The organism is bacterium (genome assembly GCA_024742285.1).
Taxonomy (GTDB): domain Bacteria; phylum Myxococcota_A; class UBA9160; order UBA9160; family UBA4427; genus UBA4427.
The window spans coordinates 184,214-197,652 of the sequence record JANSYR010000003.1 but is presented as its reverse complement, the minus strand read 5'-3'; the positions used below and the strand labels follow the sequence as shown (position 1 = coordinate 197,652).

The 13,439-nt window shown below is 68.3% G+C and carries 12 protein-coding genes; 9 read left to right on the top strand and 3 right to left on the bottom strand.

Annotation, left to right across the window (positions count from 1 at the left end):
- Positions 1–7: 7 nt before the first annotated feature.
- Together NXI30_07370 and NXI30_07365 are read left to right on the top strand one after the other, a co-directional pair.
- On the top strand, positions 8–1,420 hold the full coding sequence (locus NXI30_07370) for an NAD(P)H-binding protein (protein MCR9094019.1): 1,413 nt from the start codon (positions 8–10) through the stop codon (positions 1,418–1,420).
- Positions 1,421–1,445: 25 nt separating this feature from the next.
- Entirely contained in the window at positions 1,446–1,892 is a 447-nt protein-coding gene (locus NXI30_07365; GenBank protein ID MCR9094018.1) for a pyridoxamine 5'-phosphate oxidase family protein, read from the top strand.
- 19 nt (positions 1,893–1,911) lie between these two features.
- On the opposite strand, the gene NXI30_07360 is transcribed toward NXI30_07365, so the two are convergent.
- The gene (locus NXI30_07360) at positions 1,912–2,532 is read right to left on the bottom strand and encodes a poly-gamma-glutamate hydrolase family protein (protein ID MCR9094017.1); all 621 of its coding nucleotides are present in this window, start codon (positions 2,530–2,532) and stop codon (positions 1,912–1,914) included.
- A 208-nt stretch (positions 2,533–2,740) separates the two neighbouring features.
- Here NXI30_07360 and metH point away from each other — a divergent pair, with 208 nt between their 5' ends.
- The 3 genes from metH to NXI30_07345 all read left to right on the top strand — a co-directional run bounded on the left by metH (position 2,741) and on the right by NXI30_07345 (position 8,325).
- Positions 2,741–6,421, top strand: a complete 3,681-nt coding sequence (gene metH / locus NXI30_07355) for a methionine synthase (protein MCR9094016.1) — start codon at positions 2,741–2,743, stop codon at positions 6,419–6,421.
- 160 nt (positions 6,422–6,581) lie between these two features.
- Complete coding sequence (locus NXI30_07350; protein MCR9094015.1) at positions 6,582–7,418, top strand: methyltransferase; 837 nt, start codon at positions 6,582–6,584, stop codon at positions 7,416–7,418.
- A gap of 157 nt (positions 7,419–7,575) precedes the next feature.
- Positions 7,576–8,325: an isoprenylcysteine carboxylmethyltransferase family protein gene (locus NXI30_07345; protein ID MCR9094014.1), complete on the top strand. Its 750-nt coding sequence runs from the start codon at positions 7,576–7,578 to the stop codon at positions 8,323–8,325.
- Between the two features lie 144 nt (positions 8,326–8,469).
- Here the strand turns inward: NXI30_07345 and NXI30_07340 are convergent, their stop codons facing one another.
- Positions 8,470–9,096, bottom strand: a complete 627-nt coding sequence (locus NXI30_07340; protein MCR9094013.1) for a DJ-1/PfpI family protein — start codon at positions 9,094–9,096, stop codon at positions 8,470–8,472.
- Positions 9,097–9,126: 30 nt separating this feature from the next.
- Entirely contained in the window at positions 9,127–10,128 is a 1,002-nt protein-coding gene (locus NXI30_07335; GenBank protein MCR9094012.1) for a GlxA family transcriptional regulator, read from the bottom strand.
- Between the two features lie 826 nt (positions 10,129–10,954).
- Between NXI30_07335 and NXI30_07330 the strand changes: the two genes are divergently transcribed.
- Genes NXI30_07330 through NXI30_07315 form a run of 4 tightly spaced genes read left to right on the top strand, consistent with a single transcriptional unit; the run spans position 10,955 to position 13,439 of the window.
- On the top strand, positions 10,955–11,257 hold the full coding sequence (locus NXI30_07330) for a hypothetical protein (GenBank protein MCR9094011.1): 303 nt from the start codon (positions 10,955–10,957) through the stop codon (positions 11,255–11,257).
- Between the two features lie 16 nt (positions 11,258–11,273).
- Entirely contained in the window at positions 11,274–12,437 is a 1,164-nt protein-coding gene (locus NXI30_07325; GenBank protein MCR9094010.1) for a hypothetical protein, read from the top strand.
- Between the two features lie 31 nt (positions 12,438–12,468).
- On the top strand, positions 12,469–12,993 hold the full coding sequence (locus tag NXI30_07320; protein ID MCR9094009.1) for a hypothetical protein: 525 nt from the start codon (positions 12,469–12,471) through the stop codon (positions 12,991–12,993).
- Positions 12,990–13,439, top strand: a complete 450-nt coding sequence (locus NXI30_07315; protein ID MCR9094008.1) for a nitroreductase/quinone reductase family protein — start codon at positions 12,990–12,992, stop codon at positions 13,437–13,439. The genes NXI30_07320 and NXI30_07315 overlap by 4 nt, the downstream gene beginning before the upstream one ends.

The following is a 13,439-nucleotide window of genomic DNA, read 5'->3' as shown; positions in this document are numbered from 1 at the left end:
CGTGTCCATGTCTTCGATCCCCGACTTGCCTGCCGCCGAAGCCCGCCTTCCCCTTCGCATCGCGATCGCCGGCGCCTCGGGGTTCGTCGGCTCCGCGCTCGCCCGCAAGCTCGCACCGACGGATCGCGTACTCACCCTCGGTCGACGCCAGCGTCGTGGGGACGACGCGGATACGGGCGGCGAGGTGACGCCCGGCATCGAGCCGCGACGATGTGATCTCTTCTCGGTTCGGCAGACCCGCGAAGCGCTCGAGGGCGCGGACCTCGCGGTCTATCTCGTCCACTCGATGAGCCCGAACGCACGACTGACGCAGGGCCGCTTCGACGATCTCGACCTGCTGATCGCCGACAACTTCGGTCGGGCCGCGGCGGAGGCGGGGGTCGAGCGGATCGTCTACCTGGGCGGCCTCCTTCCGCCGGACGAGCACAAGGGCATCTCGAGCCACCTCGCGAGTCGAGCGGAGGTCGAGCACGCCCTCGCTGCCCACGGCGTTCCGGTGACGGCGGTTCGTGCGGGCCTCGTCGTCGGCCCGGAGGGCTCGTCGCTCAACCTCCTCGTCCGTCTGGTCGAACGGCTGCCGCTCATGGTCTGCCCGAGCTGGACCTCGTCCGAGACCCAGCCGATCGCCCTCTCGGACGTGATCGAGATCCTCGCCTACTGCTGCCACCACGAATCCACGACCGGGCGGATCTGCGACGTCGGCGGACCGGACGTCATGACCTACCGCGAGATGATGAAGACGACGGCGCAGGTCCTCGGGCGCAGACGCCCGATGATCCCGGTTCCCTTCGTGTCGCCGGCGCTCTCGGAGCTCTGGGTCTCGCTCGTGACGGGCAACTCGCGCAGTCTCGTGCGCCCGCTGATCGAGAGTCTGCGGCATCCGATGGTCGTGAAGGACCCCTGGCTGCAGGAGGAGATGGGCTTCCCGGGTCGACCCTTCCGGGAAGCGCTCGCGGATTCCGTCGACCACACGGGCGGGTGGAAGCGTCCGATCGCCCGGTCGGTCCAGCGCCTCCCCCTCCCGGAGGGTCGGGACGCGAGCTGGCTCGGGCGGGCCTACGTCGAGTGGCTCGGGCGCCTGGTCCCCGCGCTCCTGATCGTCACGACGAACGAAGAAGAGACGACGATCCGCCTTCGCGGGCTGCGGGCACCCCTGATCCGCCTCCGTCCCCGGGACGTCGCGACCTCCTCGGGCCGCTACGTCCTCGACGTCGTCGGTGGCCTCCTCGCCGCCGAGCGCCCGAGCGGCGAACCGCGACTCGAGTTCCGCAGCACGCCGGACGGAGACGGGGCCCTGTCCGCGCTCCAGGACTACGCGCCGCGCCTGCCCTGGTGGATCTATCTCTGGACGCAGGCACCGTTGCACGCCGCCGTGATGGCCGCCTTCCGACGTTGGTTGCGACGCACTTCGTCTGCGTGAACATTCCGTGCGAAGGAGGGGAGCCGTGCAGATCGCCGAAGACAGCCCGTGGTCTCGATCGGAAGTGGACGACCACCTCGACGGATTCATCGCCCCGCTCCGCCTCTCGGCCACCGACGCCCGGGGCTACCCACGCGTCTGCTCCCTCTGGTTCCGCCGTGACGGCGACCGTCTCCTCTGTGCCACGCAGGCCGACGCCTGGGTCGCGAAAGCGCTCGCGCGCGACCCCCGCTGCGGCTTCGAGCTGGCCCCGAACGAGCCGCCCTACTTCGGCGTCCGCGGGACCGGCCGCGCGACCGTCGGCCCGGACGGAGGGCCCCGGGAGCTCGGACGCCTGATCGATCGCTACCTCGGAGACCGCTCGTCTTCCCTCGCGAAGTGGCTGCTCTCCCGGGCGGACCACGAAGTCCTGATCGCCGTCGAGGTGGAACGGCTGACCGTGTGGGACTATCGGGACCGGATGACGCGCTGAGCGAAGGGCCCGACCCGCTTCAGGGGCGCGCGATCGGCCAGTTCTCGACGGCGGCGGACAAGCCGTCGATCAGTCGCTGGATGGCGACCGTTCGCGACACGCCCGCGTGATCCGACCACCCCCACTCCCGCCAGTTCCAGCGGATCGAAGGCGGAAGCTCGATCTGCACACCCTGCCCTGGCGGTCGGTTGACCGGGTTCCGTTCGTGCTGGCCGCGCAGCTCGTTCGGAATTCGATCGAGGTCGTCGAGCACGACGTAGCGCGCTGGCAGGTCGCGGCGCAGGTGGCCGGCCACGTGGGTCGCGAGCGAACGATTGCGTCCACCGAGCAGGAGGTGATGGCGGAGCCGGCGGCGGCCGTAGCCGTGGATCGTGACGACGACGTCGACGTGGTCGAGGAAGCGGGCCAGCGCGTCGGAGTGGGCGGGATCGAAAGCCGTCGAGGCGAGGTGGGTCCGACTCGGCGCGGCCTGGGCGACGGTATAGAGGGAGGCGCCCGTCCGGGCGGCGACCTCGGTCGCGACCGCGTCGGTCGTACGCTCGAGGTTCCCGCCGTGATACGCCATCACGCCGAAACGACCCGCGATCTCGCAGTGCTCGCGCACGTCGGGTCGCGCCAGGAACTGCCGCAACGCTGCCATCTCGCCTCGAGCCACTCCTCGACCTGCTCCCCGCCACTATAGGAAGTCGCAGGACGACGCTCGGTCTCGGCGCCGTCGCTTGCCCCCGGGGGCATCAGCCTGCCTCAACCCTTATATCTGGATATCCGAATGTCCTGATGTTAACTTCGCGCCCTTCGAATCGGCCGCGGCGGCTCTGCCGTCGGCGCTTCCCCCTGGAGCTCATGCCATGTCCAGCCGCCCTGCCCGACCCGAACGCATCGAGACGCTCCTCGGTCTCCTCCGCGAGAAGATCCTCGTCCTCGACGGGGCGATGGGCTCGATGATCCAGGGCTTCGGACTCGAGGAGAAGGACTTCCGGGGAGACACCTTCGTCGACCACGAGAGCGAGCTGAAGGGGGACAACGAGCTCCTCTCGCTCACGCGCCCCGACGTCATCCGGAAGATCCACGACGACTTCTTCGCCGCCGGCGCGGACATCGTCGAGACGAACACCTTCGGCTCGAACGCGATCTCCCAGGCGGACTACGCCCTCGAGCACACGGTGCGCGACCTCAATCTCGCGTCCGCACGAATCGCCGCAGAGTCGGCCGCAGCGTGGACCGCGAAGGATCCGTCGAAGCCGCGCTTCGTCGCCGGTGCCGTCGGCCCGACCCCGAAGACGCTGTCCATCTCGCCGGACGTGAACGATCCATCCGCGCGAAGCCTCACCTTCGAGGAGCTGAAGGCCGCCTACCGCGAGCAGGTCGACGCGCTGATCGAGGGCGACGTCGACGTTCTGCTCGTCGAGACGATCTTCGACACGCTGAACGCGAAGGCGGCCCTCGTCGCGATCGACGAAGCCTTCGAAGCGAGCGGCATCCGCCTGCCGATCATGATCTCCGTCGCGATCACCGACGCGAGTGGTCGCACGCTCTCGGGCCAGACCGTCGACGCGTTCTGGCGCTCGGTCGCCCACTCGAGGCCGCTCTCGGTCGGCGTGAACTGCTCGCTCGGGGCCACGGACATGCGCCCCCACGTGGCGGAGCTCGCCCGGATCGCCGACTGCTACGTCTCGAGCTATCCGAACGCCGGCCTGCCCAACGCCTTCGGCGAGTACGACGAGGCACCCGCGACGACCGGCGAGCTGGTCGGCGAATTCGCCACGAGCGGGCTCGTCAACTTCGTCGGCGGCTGCTGCGGCACGACGCCGCCCCACATCCAGGCGATCGCCGAGGCGGTCGAAGGCGTGGCGCCCCGGGCAATTCCCGCTGCCGAAGCAGAAGCGACCTTCTACTCCGGGCTCGAGACCCTCGTGATCCGGCCCGACTCGAACTTCCAGATGATCGGCGAGCGGACGAACGTGACCGGCTCCGCGAAGTTCCGGAAGCTGATCGAGGCCGACGACTACGACACCGCCCTCGAGGTCGCCCTCGACCAGGTGCGTGGCGGCGCGAACCTGCTCGACGTCAACATGGACGAGGGCATGCTCGACAGCGAAGCGGCGATGACCCGCTTCCTGAATCTGATCGCGAGCGAGCCCGAGGTCGCGAAGATCCCGATCATGATCGACAGCTCCAAGTGGAGCGTGCTCGAGGCGGGGCTCCGCTGCGTCCAGGGCAAGGCGGTCGTGAACTCGATCTCGCTCAAGGAAGGTGAAGCCGACTTCCTCGAGAAGGCGAAGCTGATCCGTCGCTACGGCGCCGGCGTCGTCGTCATGGCCTTCGACGAAGCGGGCCAGGCGGACACGACCGAACGCAAGATCGAGATCTGCGAGCGCTCCTACCGGATCCTCGTCGACCAGGCCGGGTTCCCGCCCGAAGACATCATCTTCGACCCGAACATCCTCGCGATCGCGACGGGGATCGAAGAGCACGACGACTACGCGAAGAACTTCATCGACGCGTCTCGCGAGATCCGCGAGCGCTGTCCCGGCGTCCACATCTCGGGCGGTGTCTCGAACCTGTCCTTCTCGTTCCGAGGGAACAACCGCGTCCGCGAAGCCATCCACTCGGCCTTCCTCTTCCACGCCACACAGGCCGGCATGGACATGGGGATCGTGAACGCCGGCCAGCTCGAGCTCTACGAGGACATCCCGAAGGATCTCCTCGAGCACGTCGAGGACATCCTCTTCAACCGGCGCGACGACGCGACCGAGCGGATGGTCGAGTTCGCCGAGACCGTGAAGGGCGCGGGCAAGAAGCGCGAAGTCGATCTCACCTGGCGCGAGAACAGCGTCGAGGAGCGACTCTCCCACGCCCTCGTCCACGGGATCGTCGACTACATCGACGACGACACGGAAGAAGCACGCCAGAAGCTCGGTCGTCCGATCGACGTGATCGAAGGCCCCCTCATGGACGGCATGCGCGTCGTCGGCGACCTCTTCGGCGCGGGCAAGATGTTCCTGCCGCAGGTCGTGAAGAGCGCGCGCTCCATGAAGAAGGCGGTCGCCTACCTCGAACCCTATCTCGAGGCCGAGAAGGTCGAGGGATCGAGCCAGGGCAAGATCGTGATGGCGACGGTCAAGGGCGACGTCCACGACATCGGCAAGAACATCGTGGGCGTGGTCCTCGGCTGCAACAACTACGAGGTCATCGACCTGGGCGTGATGGTGCCCGCCGACAAGATCCTCGAAGCCGCGATCTCCGAAGGCGCGCAGATGATCGGACTGTCCGGCCTGATCACCCCGTCCCTCGACGAAATGGCGTCGGTCGCCAAGGAGATGGAGCGGCGAGGCCTCGAGCTGCCGTTGCTGATCGGCGGTGCGACGACGAGTCGACAGCACACGGCGGTCAAGATCGCGCCGAACTATTCGCAGCCAGTCGTGCACGTCCTCGACGCGTCGCGCTCGGTCAACGTCGTGTCGGACCTCCTGTCCGACGAGCGACGGGACGGGTTCGCACAGGAGAACCGCGACGAGCAGGAGAAGCTCCGGGCCATCTACGACGGCCGCAAGGAGAAGCCCCTGCTCGCGATCGACGACGCACGCGCGAACGCCGAGAAACTCGACTTCACGGCAGCACCCGCGAAGCCCGGGTTCCTGGGCAAGCGCGTGATCGACGACGTGAGCGCGGCGGACCTCGACCCCTTCATCGACTGGACCTTCTTCTTCTCCACCTGGGACCTGAAGGGCAAGTACCCGAAGATCCTCGACGACCCGAAGGTCGGTGCCGCGGCGCGCGAGCTCTACGAGCACGGCCGCTCGCTCCTCGACGAGATCATCGAGAAGCAGTGGCTCCGGCCCCGCGGCGTCTACGGCTTCTGGCCGGCGCGTCGGGAGGGCGACGACGTCGTCCTGTTCGCGGATGAAGAGCTGACCGGCGAGGTCGCGCGCTTCCCGATGCTCCGGCAGCAGGCGATCGCCCCCGACGGCAAGCCGAACCGGTGCCTGGCGGACTTCGTCGCGAGCCGCGAAGACGGCGTGGCCGACTACGTGGGCGCGTTCGCCGTCACGAGCGGAACCGAGGCGGAAGACCTGTCGGCGCGCTTCGAGAAGGACCACGACGACTACAAGGCGATCATGGTCAAGGCCCTCGCGGATCGCCTCGCCGAGGCCTTCGCCGAGTTCCTCCACGCGCGAGCGCGCCGGGAGTGGGGCTACGGCGACGGCGAGAACCTCTCGAACGAGGATCTGATCGCCGAGCGGTATCGCGGGATCCGCCCCGCGTTCGGCTATCCCGCCTGTCCCGACCACCTCCCCAAGCGCACCCTCTTTCCGCTGCTCGACGCCCCGTCGGTCGGGATGGAGCTGACGGAGACCTGCGCGATGACGCCGGCGGCGAGCGTCTCGGGCCTCTACTTCGCCCACCCGGACGCTCGCTATTTCACGGTCGGTCGCCTCGGTCGGGATCAGATCGAGGACTACGCTGCGCGGATGGATCTCTCTGCCGACGAGGCGGAGAAGTGGTTGGCGTCGAACCTCGGCTACTAGATCTTCGGCGCTGCGCGCCTCTCGACGCGCTCTTCGGTGAGCGCGTCTTGCGCTGAGGGCTCCGGGGGGCTCGTCGCCACGGAGCGTCGTCTCGGGGACGGGGATGCGGCAGACTCTGCTCCGCGGAGAGCGATTCGCTCGCTCCGCGCGGAGGGTTCCCATGTCTCGATTCGGTTCCGTTCTCTTCCTGTCGCTCTCGCTCGCGACCACCGGCTGCCAGTGGCTCGGCGGCGGAACGGCCGACGGGCCGGATCCGGTCGCGGCGGCGATCGAGCGCGCGGCGGCCGATCCCCATCGGAGCGAGTCGAACCGCGCCCGAAACGGCTACCGACACCCGGTCGAGACGCTGACCTTCTTCGGCCTCGAGCCCGACATGTCCGTCCTCGAGATCCGACCCGGCGGCGGCCTCTGGTACACCGAGATCCTCGCGCCGCTGCTCGCGGCGGACGGCCGCTACATCGCCGCCTCCTACGACCTCTCGAAGCCGGACCTTCCCGCCTACGTCACCCGATCCCACGAGGCGCTGCTCGCGCGCTTCGAGGAGCAGCCGGAGCGCTACGGCGATCTCGACCTCGCCGTGCTCCACCCGCCGACGATCCAGCTCGGCGCTGACGAGAGCGTCGATCTCGTGCTCAACTTCCGGAACACCCACGGTCTGATCCGCGATGGCGCAGCGAAAGACGCCTACGCGGCCTTCTTCGCGGTCCTCAAGTCCGGTGGCGTGCTCGGCGTCGTGCAGCACCGCGCGGGGCCGAAGACGGACACCTCGGAGTTCAACGGCTATGTCCCCGAGGAGAAGGTCATCGCCCTCGCCGAGTCCGCCGGCTTCGTCCTCGACGCGAAGAGCGAGATCAACGCGAATCCGAACGATTCTGCCGACTACGAGGGCGGGGTGTGGACGCTGCCGCCGACGCTCCGGCTCGGCGACACGGATCGCGAGAAGTATCTCGCGATCGGCGAGAGTGACCGGATGACCCTGCGCTTTCGCAAGCCCTGACGCGTCCCTGCGAAGCCCGGCGCCTGAATCGACGCCTGTGTGAAGCCCCCGACAGAGAGGAAGCCCAGGAGCTCCGATACTGATCCCATCGAAACACAGCCCGCGGACGCGATCCCGAGGATCGCCCGTCCGCCCCGATGGAATCACGGAGACCCACATGCAGCGCATCGCGCACTTCGCCTACGGCGCCCTGTCCTACGCCCTCTTTTTCGGCACGTTCCTCTACACGGCTGGCTTCCTGACGAACCGATTCGTCCCGAAGTCGATCGATTCCGGGGAGACGGGCTCGCTCGGCACCGCCGTCGCGATCGACCTCGCGCTGCTCGCCCTCTTCGCCGTCCAGCACTCGGGCATGGCACGCCCCGCCTTCAAGCGGGCCTGGACGCGGATCGTGCCGGAGCCGATCGAGCGGGCGACCTACGTCCTGCTCTCGAGCGTCGTGATGATCGCGGTCTTCGCATTCTGGCGACCGCTGCCCGAGACGATCTGGAGCTTCGAGTCGACGCTCGGCCAGGGGATCGGATTCGGACTCTTCGCCGTGGGGGTCGGCACCGTCCTCTATTCGACCGTGCTGATCGATCACTTCGAGCTCTTCGGGCTGCGTCAGGTGTGGGACGGCTTGAGGCGGAGAGACGCCCGCGAGGATGCCTTCGTCACGCCCTCGCTCTACCGCTTCGTGCGACATCCGCTCTACGTCGGCTGGTTCGTCACGCTCTGGGCGACGCCGACCATGAGCGTGGGCCACCTGCTCTTCGCCGGGGTCTGTACCGTCTACATCCTGGTCGCCGTGCGCCTCGAAGAACGGGACCTCGTGGCCGCCTTCGGTCGCCGCTACGAGCAGTACCAGGCGACGACCCCGATGTTCGTGCCGAAGGGACGGCCGGAGCCCGAGGCAGCGACGGCCTGACCTGCACGACCCCGAGTCCCCACCCGGCCCGCGCCGCACCCCCCGCATCGGGCGCGGCACGGACCGGGCGCGCGGGCTCCACGAGGCCGCGATCCGGTCGGGGATCGCGGCCTTCGTGCGTTCGGGGCTCGGTTCGGCGGCGGCTCAGACCTCGGCGGCGTAGGGCGGCGCCGGGTCGTACTCCATCATCTTCTGGGTGATCCGCGCGTGGCGCACGCCGTAGAGCTGACCGACGAGCCAGAGCGCGGAATCGATGCCCGCCGAGACGCCGGCCGCGGTCAGCAGATTGCCGTCGCGGACGTAGCGGACGTTCTCGAGGACCTCGGCGCGACCGGCCGCGTCCTCGCGCAGGGTCGGCAGATAGCCCCAGTGGGTCGTGATCTTCTTGCCTTTCGTGAGGCCCGCGGCTTCGAGCACGATCGAGCCGGTACAGACGGACGTGACCCACTCGGCGGTCGCCGCCTGCTTTCGCAGGAAGTCGAGCATCACGGGATTCTTCATCTCGTCCCGGGTGCCGATCCCTCCCGGAACGAGAAGGACGTCGAAGTCGGGTGCGTCGGCGAAGGAGAAATCGACCTCGTTCCGGAGTCCCTTCGCCCCCGTCACGACACCGCCGTGCTCGCTCGCGAGCACGACCTCGATCTCGCTCGCGGGTCCCTTTCCGCCCGACGCCTCACGGGCCATCGTGAAGACCTCGAAGGGCCCGACCCAGTCGAGCTCTTCCGCCCGATCGAAGAGCACGATTCCGATCGTTCGCTTGTCGTCCGCCATCTCGTTCGTTCCTCTCTGTTGGTGTCCGGCTCAGGGGGCGCTGTTGAATCGTTCGCGATAGGCCGAAGGTCCCACGCCGATCTGGCGGAGGAACGCGCGACGCATCGTCTCCGCCGTGCCGAAGCCCACGTCGCTGGCGACCGCGTCTACCGAGCCCGGCGAATCCTCGAGACGCCTTCGTGCCGCCTCGACCCGTACCCGCTCGACGAAGCGCCCCGGCGACAACCCGACCTGCTTCGCGAACACCCGCGAGAAGTTCCGCGGGCTCATCGAGACCCGAGCCGCCAGGCGCTCCACCGCGTGATCCTCCGCCGGGTGCTCGACGACCCAGGCCTGCAGCTCCCGGAGCGGATCGCGATCGGCCGCCTGACCCGCCAGCTGGGCCGAGAACTGGGACTGGCCGCCGGGCCGCTTCAGGAAGAAGACCATCCGACGCGACACCTCGAGGGCGAGATCCCGCCCGAGGTCGTCTTCGACCAGCGCGAGGGCGAGGTCCATGCCCGCCGTCACCCCCGCCGAGGTCCAGACGTCCCCGTCGCGAACGAAGATCGGATCCGGGTCGACGTCGACGTCGGGGAAGCGCCGCGCGAGCTCGTCAGCACTGCCCCAGTGGGTCGTGGCGCGCCGACCGTCGAGAAGACCCGCCGCCGCCAGCACGAACGCCCCCGTGCAGACGGAGCAGGTCCGCCGGGCCCGGGCGGCGCCAGAGCGAACCGCCTCGAGGATCCGGGGCTCGCGGAACGCCCGGGCGGTCCCGTGGCCGCCGGCGACGATCAGCGTGTCGATCTCGTCGGGCAGATCCTCGTAGGCCCGGTCGACGCCGATCGCGAGCCCCGAGGAGGCCCGGACGGTGCCGGGCGCGGAGCCGACGACGGTGATCTCGTAGCCACGGGCGGTCGCGTCGGCGCCTTGCACGCCGACCGCTTCGCTCGCCGCAGCGAAGACCTCGAGCGGACCGACGACGTCGAGGAGCTGGACGCCCGGATAGGCGACCATCGCGATTCGTCGGGGCGGAAGCGGCGGGCTCGACATGGGAAGAGGATGCCGGGCCCGAGTTTCGTCATCAATGACAAAGGCCCCTCGTTTAAGGACATCATATTAATCGATTTTATTCCCCCAAGGGTCAATCGGACGACTCGAGACGATCACATGCGACCCGCCGAAGCCATCGGCGCGACGGGCGGACCGCCCATCGGCCATCTTGCGAACACGGTCGCGAATCTCGGCGCGGGGCGACGGACACGCGAGGCACGAGCCGCTCGCGACCCGGGGCGGTGCCCGGACACGAGCTGCGTCGCCGGCCCGGCGATCTCGAGGGCCCAGCGCCGTTGCAGCCGTCCTCCCGCCGCTGACCCGGCCGAACACGGCGGTTCGGCCGACCCGGAACGGGTCGCAGGTGCAGAGCCCGTCCGACACGACGAAGCGGGCGAAGGACGCACCGTTCCCTTCGATCGGATCGACGCGCATGAGCTCGACCGTCCGCCCGTTCGGGTCGAGCGTCCGCCCTCCGTCGCAAGTCACGACACATCACGCCTCGCGAACGGAGAGACCGCGTCGGTCGCCGGCAAGGACGAGCGCACCGGCCTTGCCGAGCGTTTCGTCGCCACCGGCCTCGCCCCGGACGGCGGGTGTCCAGCGGAAAGTGGATCGGCGCGGCGAAGCGCGACGCGACGGCGGTGCGGACCCGTTCCGTGTGGAGGGCGCGACCGAGTCATCGATCGAGACGACGTCGACCGAGTTCGTGTCGTCGCGACGCGTGCAGCCTGCCCGTCCCGATCACGCTCGATCGTGCGATGTCGGAGAATGTCGCACCCGAATGCGATATCGTTCGGTGCTTGGGGGAGGATGCCCGCGACCGATGACGTCGAACGCGGACACGACTGACGGAACCGGCGATGCCGGCGACGAAGACCGCGACTACGCGCGCGACCTGGGCGTGATCGAAGCGATCATGTTCGTGACGCGCTCGTGTCCGAGTGGCGTGGTCGTCTCGGTCGCCGAGCAGGCGCTCGAAGCGATCAAGCAGCAGGGCGCCGATGCGATTCCGCAGCAGGCGTATTTCGTGCTGACGTCGATGCAGGGCTGGCGAGGCGAACGCGCCCGACAGGTCCATCGCTCCCTCACGAAATACCTCGAAGAGCGCGAGCGCTCTTCCCAGTGAATCGAGCCGAGTTGCCATGTCCCGCAAGGAAGTACTGAAGATCGCCAAGACGTTCGAGGACCTCGACAAGCTCCTCGGGCGGATCGAGAGCGGAGACCTCGCGAAGCCCGACTGGATCCGGCTCCAGGGGGACTGCGACCTCGAGGACATGACCGAGGACCAGCGCAGGGGCTTTCTCGCGCGGATCCACGGGTGCGTGCTGCGCGGCTTCAAGGACGCCTGCGGGATGCCGGACGACCGCAAGGAGCGCCTCGCGCTCTGGCAGTCGATCACCCGCTGTGGCTTCCACGACTTCAGCGAGCTCGGCTGGACGAAGAACTACGACTCGCCCTTCGTGGAGAACTACGACTACATCCAGGCGTACCAGACCGGCGGGATCGACGCCCTCGATCCCTACAAGGTCTACTCCTCGGTCCTCGGGACCTTCGACTTCGGCGTCGAGGACTTCATCGAGACACGGATGTGTCGGAACGTCCGGACGATCGTCGAGCCGATGGCCGGCACCGCCGAGTTCTGTTATTCGGGCCACTTCCGCTACCCGGACTTCAACTACCTGATGATCGACCTCGACGAGGAAGCCGCCGAGCTCGTGATGGGCCAGAACTGGCTCCCGCAGGCGAAGAAGGAGTACGTCGTCGGCGACGTGCTCGCGCCCGCGATCTGGGACCAGATCAAGTCGAAGAGCGAAGGCGAATCCCTCGCGTACATCGGCAAGCAGAGCCACCACTTCTTCGACGCCAAGCAGATGATGCAGCTGATGAAGGTGGCGACGGAGCACGTCGACTACCTCATGCTCGAGACGCCGCAGATCTGCCTCGTGTCGGAGATGGGCGACACCGACGAGCTCACCCGCCAGGAGCAGGAGGACGCGGGCTTCAAGTGCGAGCTCGCCGGCGAGAAGGGCGGCGACCCGAACCCGCTGACCAACCAGCTCTCCTTCCGCCTCCAGGCGACGAACGGGCGCAAGGACAAGACAATGTTCAACTATCACGGTTGGACCTCGTGGGCCCACTCGACCCTCGTCGCCTTCGCGGACCTCCTCGACCTGAACTCGTTCTACTACCACTCCGAGAAGGAGGAGTTCACGACGGTCCGCGAGTGGGACGAGGACTGCGACTGCGAGGAGAACGTGACCTTCATGCTGTTCACCGGGCGCAACCTGCCGGACGACTACGCGTGAGGGCGGGGGCGTTCGACCCGGGAGCGCCCTCGTGAACTGGGACGCGGTCGGCGCGATCGCAGAGCTCCTCGGCGCCCTCGGCGTGATCGTGTCCCTCGCCTATCTCTCGGTCCAGATCCGCCAGAACACGAAGCAGATCGGGGAGCACAGCCGAGAGCTCCGGGTCGCGGCCCTCGACGCGATCGCGAGCTCGTTCTCGCGCTTCCGGGACCCGCTGATCCGCGATCCCGAGCTGGCCGCCCTCTGGTTGAAGGGGATCGAGGACTACGATGCCCTCGACCCGGTCGAGAAGGTCCGGACGGGCCGGCTCTTCCAGGAGCTCTTCTTCGCCCACCAGAACACCTGGACGCGCTACATCGAAGGCGCCACCGCCGAGAACGTCTGGAGCGACCAGGCGGGCGCGATCCGGGCCAACCTCCGCCATCCGGGGATCCGGACCTGGTGGTCCCGGACCCGCGCGATCTACAACGACGACTTCGAAGAGGTCGTCGAGGCGATGATCCGCGACGCGGACGCGGACGCGCAGCAGGCCAGCGAGGGGGACGCCGGACATTGAGCCTCTCCAACACGTTCTTCAGCCTGCTGAACGTCGGTATGCGCCCCCTCCTCCGGATGGGGGTCGCGAAGGGCAACCTCTGCATCCTCCGCTACGCGGGCCGCAAGTCGGGCAAGCAGTACGAGACGCCGCTCTCCTACGTGCGCGAAGGCAGCCAGGTCCGTCTGCTGTCGAGCTACAACACGAGCTGGTGGAAGAACTTCACGGGCGAGTCTCGCCCGGTCGAGGTCGAGATCGCCGGCGAGCGCCTTCCCGGATCCGCCCGAGCGATCACCACCGACAGCGAGGCCTTCCGAACCGGCGTGCGCGAGTTCCTGACCGCGCTTCCTCGCGACGCGAGCGTGTACGGCATCAAGCTCGAAGCGGACCGGACCCCGCGCGCGTCCGACATCGAGCAGTGCGCGAGTCACGTCGTGCTGATCGAGGTCGAGCTCGACGGAGCGTAG

Coding starts and splice junctions, on each gene's coding strand:
- NXI30_07325 (MCR9094010.1), top strand. CDS start 11,274: ATGTCCCGCAAGGAAGTACTGAAGATCGCCAAGACGTTCGAGGACCTC.
- NXI30_07330 (MCR9094011.1), top strand. CDS start 10,955: ATGACGTCGAACGCGGACACGACTGACGGAACCGGCGATGCCGGCGAC.
- NXI30_07345 (MCR9094014.1), top strand. CDS start 7,576: ATGCAGCGCATCGCGCACTTCGCCTACGGCGCCCTGTCCTACGCCCTC.
- metH (MCR9094016.1), top strand. CDS start 2,741: ATGTCCAGCCGCCCTGCCCGACCCGAACGCATCGAGACGCTCCTCGGT.
- NXI30_07335 (MCR9094012.1), bottom strand. CDS start 10,128: ATGTCGAGCCCGCCGCTTCCGCCCCGACGAATCGCGATGGTCGCCTAT.
- NXI30_07340 (MCR9094013.1), bottom strand. CDS start 9,096: ATGGCGGACGACAAGCGAACGATCGGAATCGTGCTCTTCGATCGGGCG.
- NXI30_07350 (MCR9094015.1), top strand. CDS start 6,582: ATGTCTCGATTCGGTTCCGTTCTCTTCCTGTCGCTCTCGCTCGCGACC.
- NXI30_07370 (MCR9094019.1), top strand. CDS start 8: ATGTCTTCGATCCCCGACTTGCCTGCCGCCGAAGCCCGCCTTCCCCTT.
- NXI30_07360 (MCR9094017.1), bottom strand. CDS start 2,532: ATGGCAGCGTTGCGGCAGTTCCTGGCGCGACCCGACGTGCGCGAGCAC.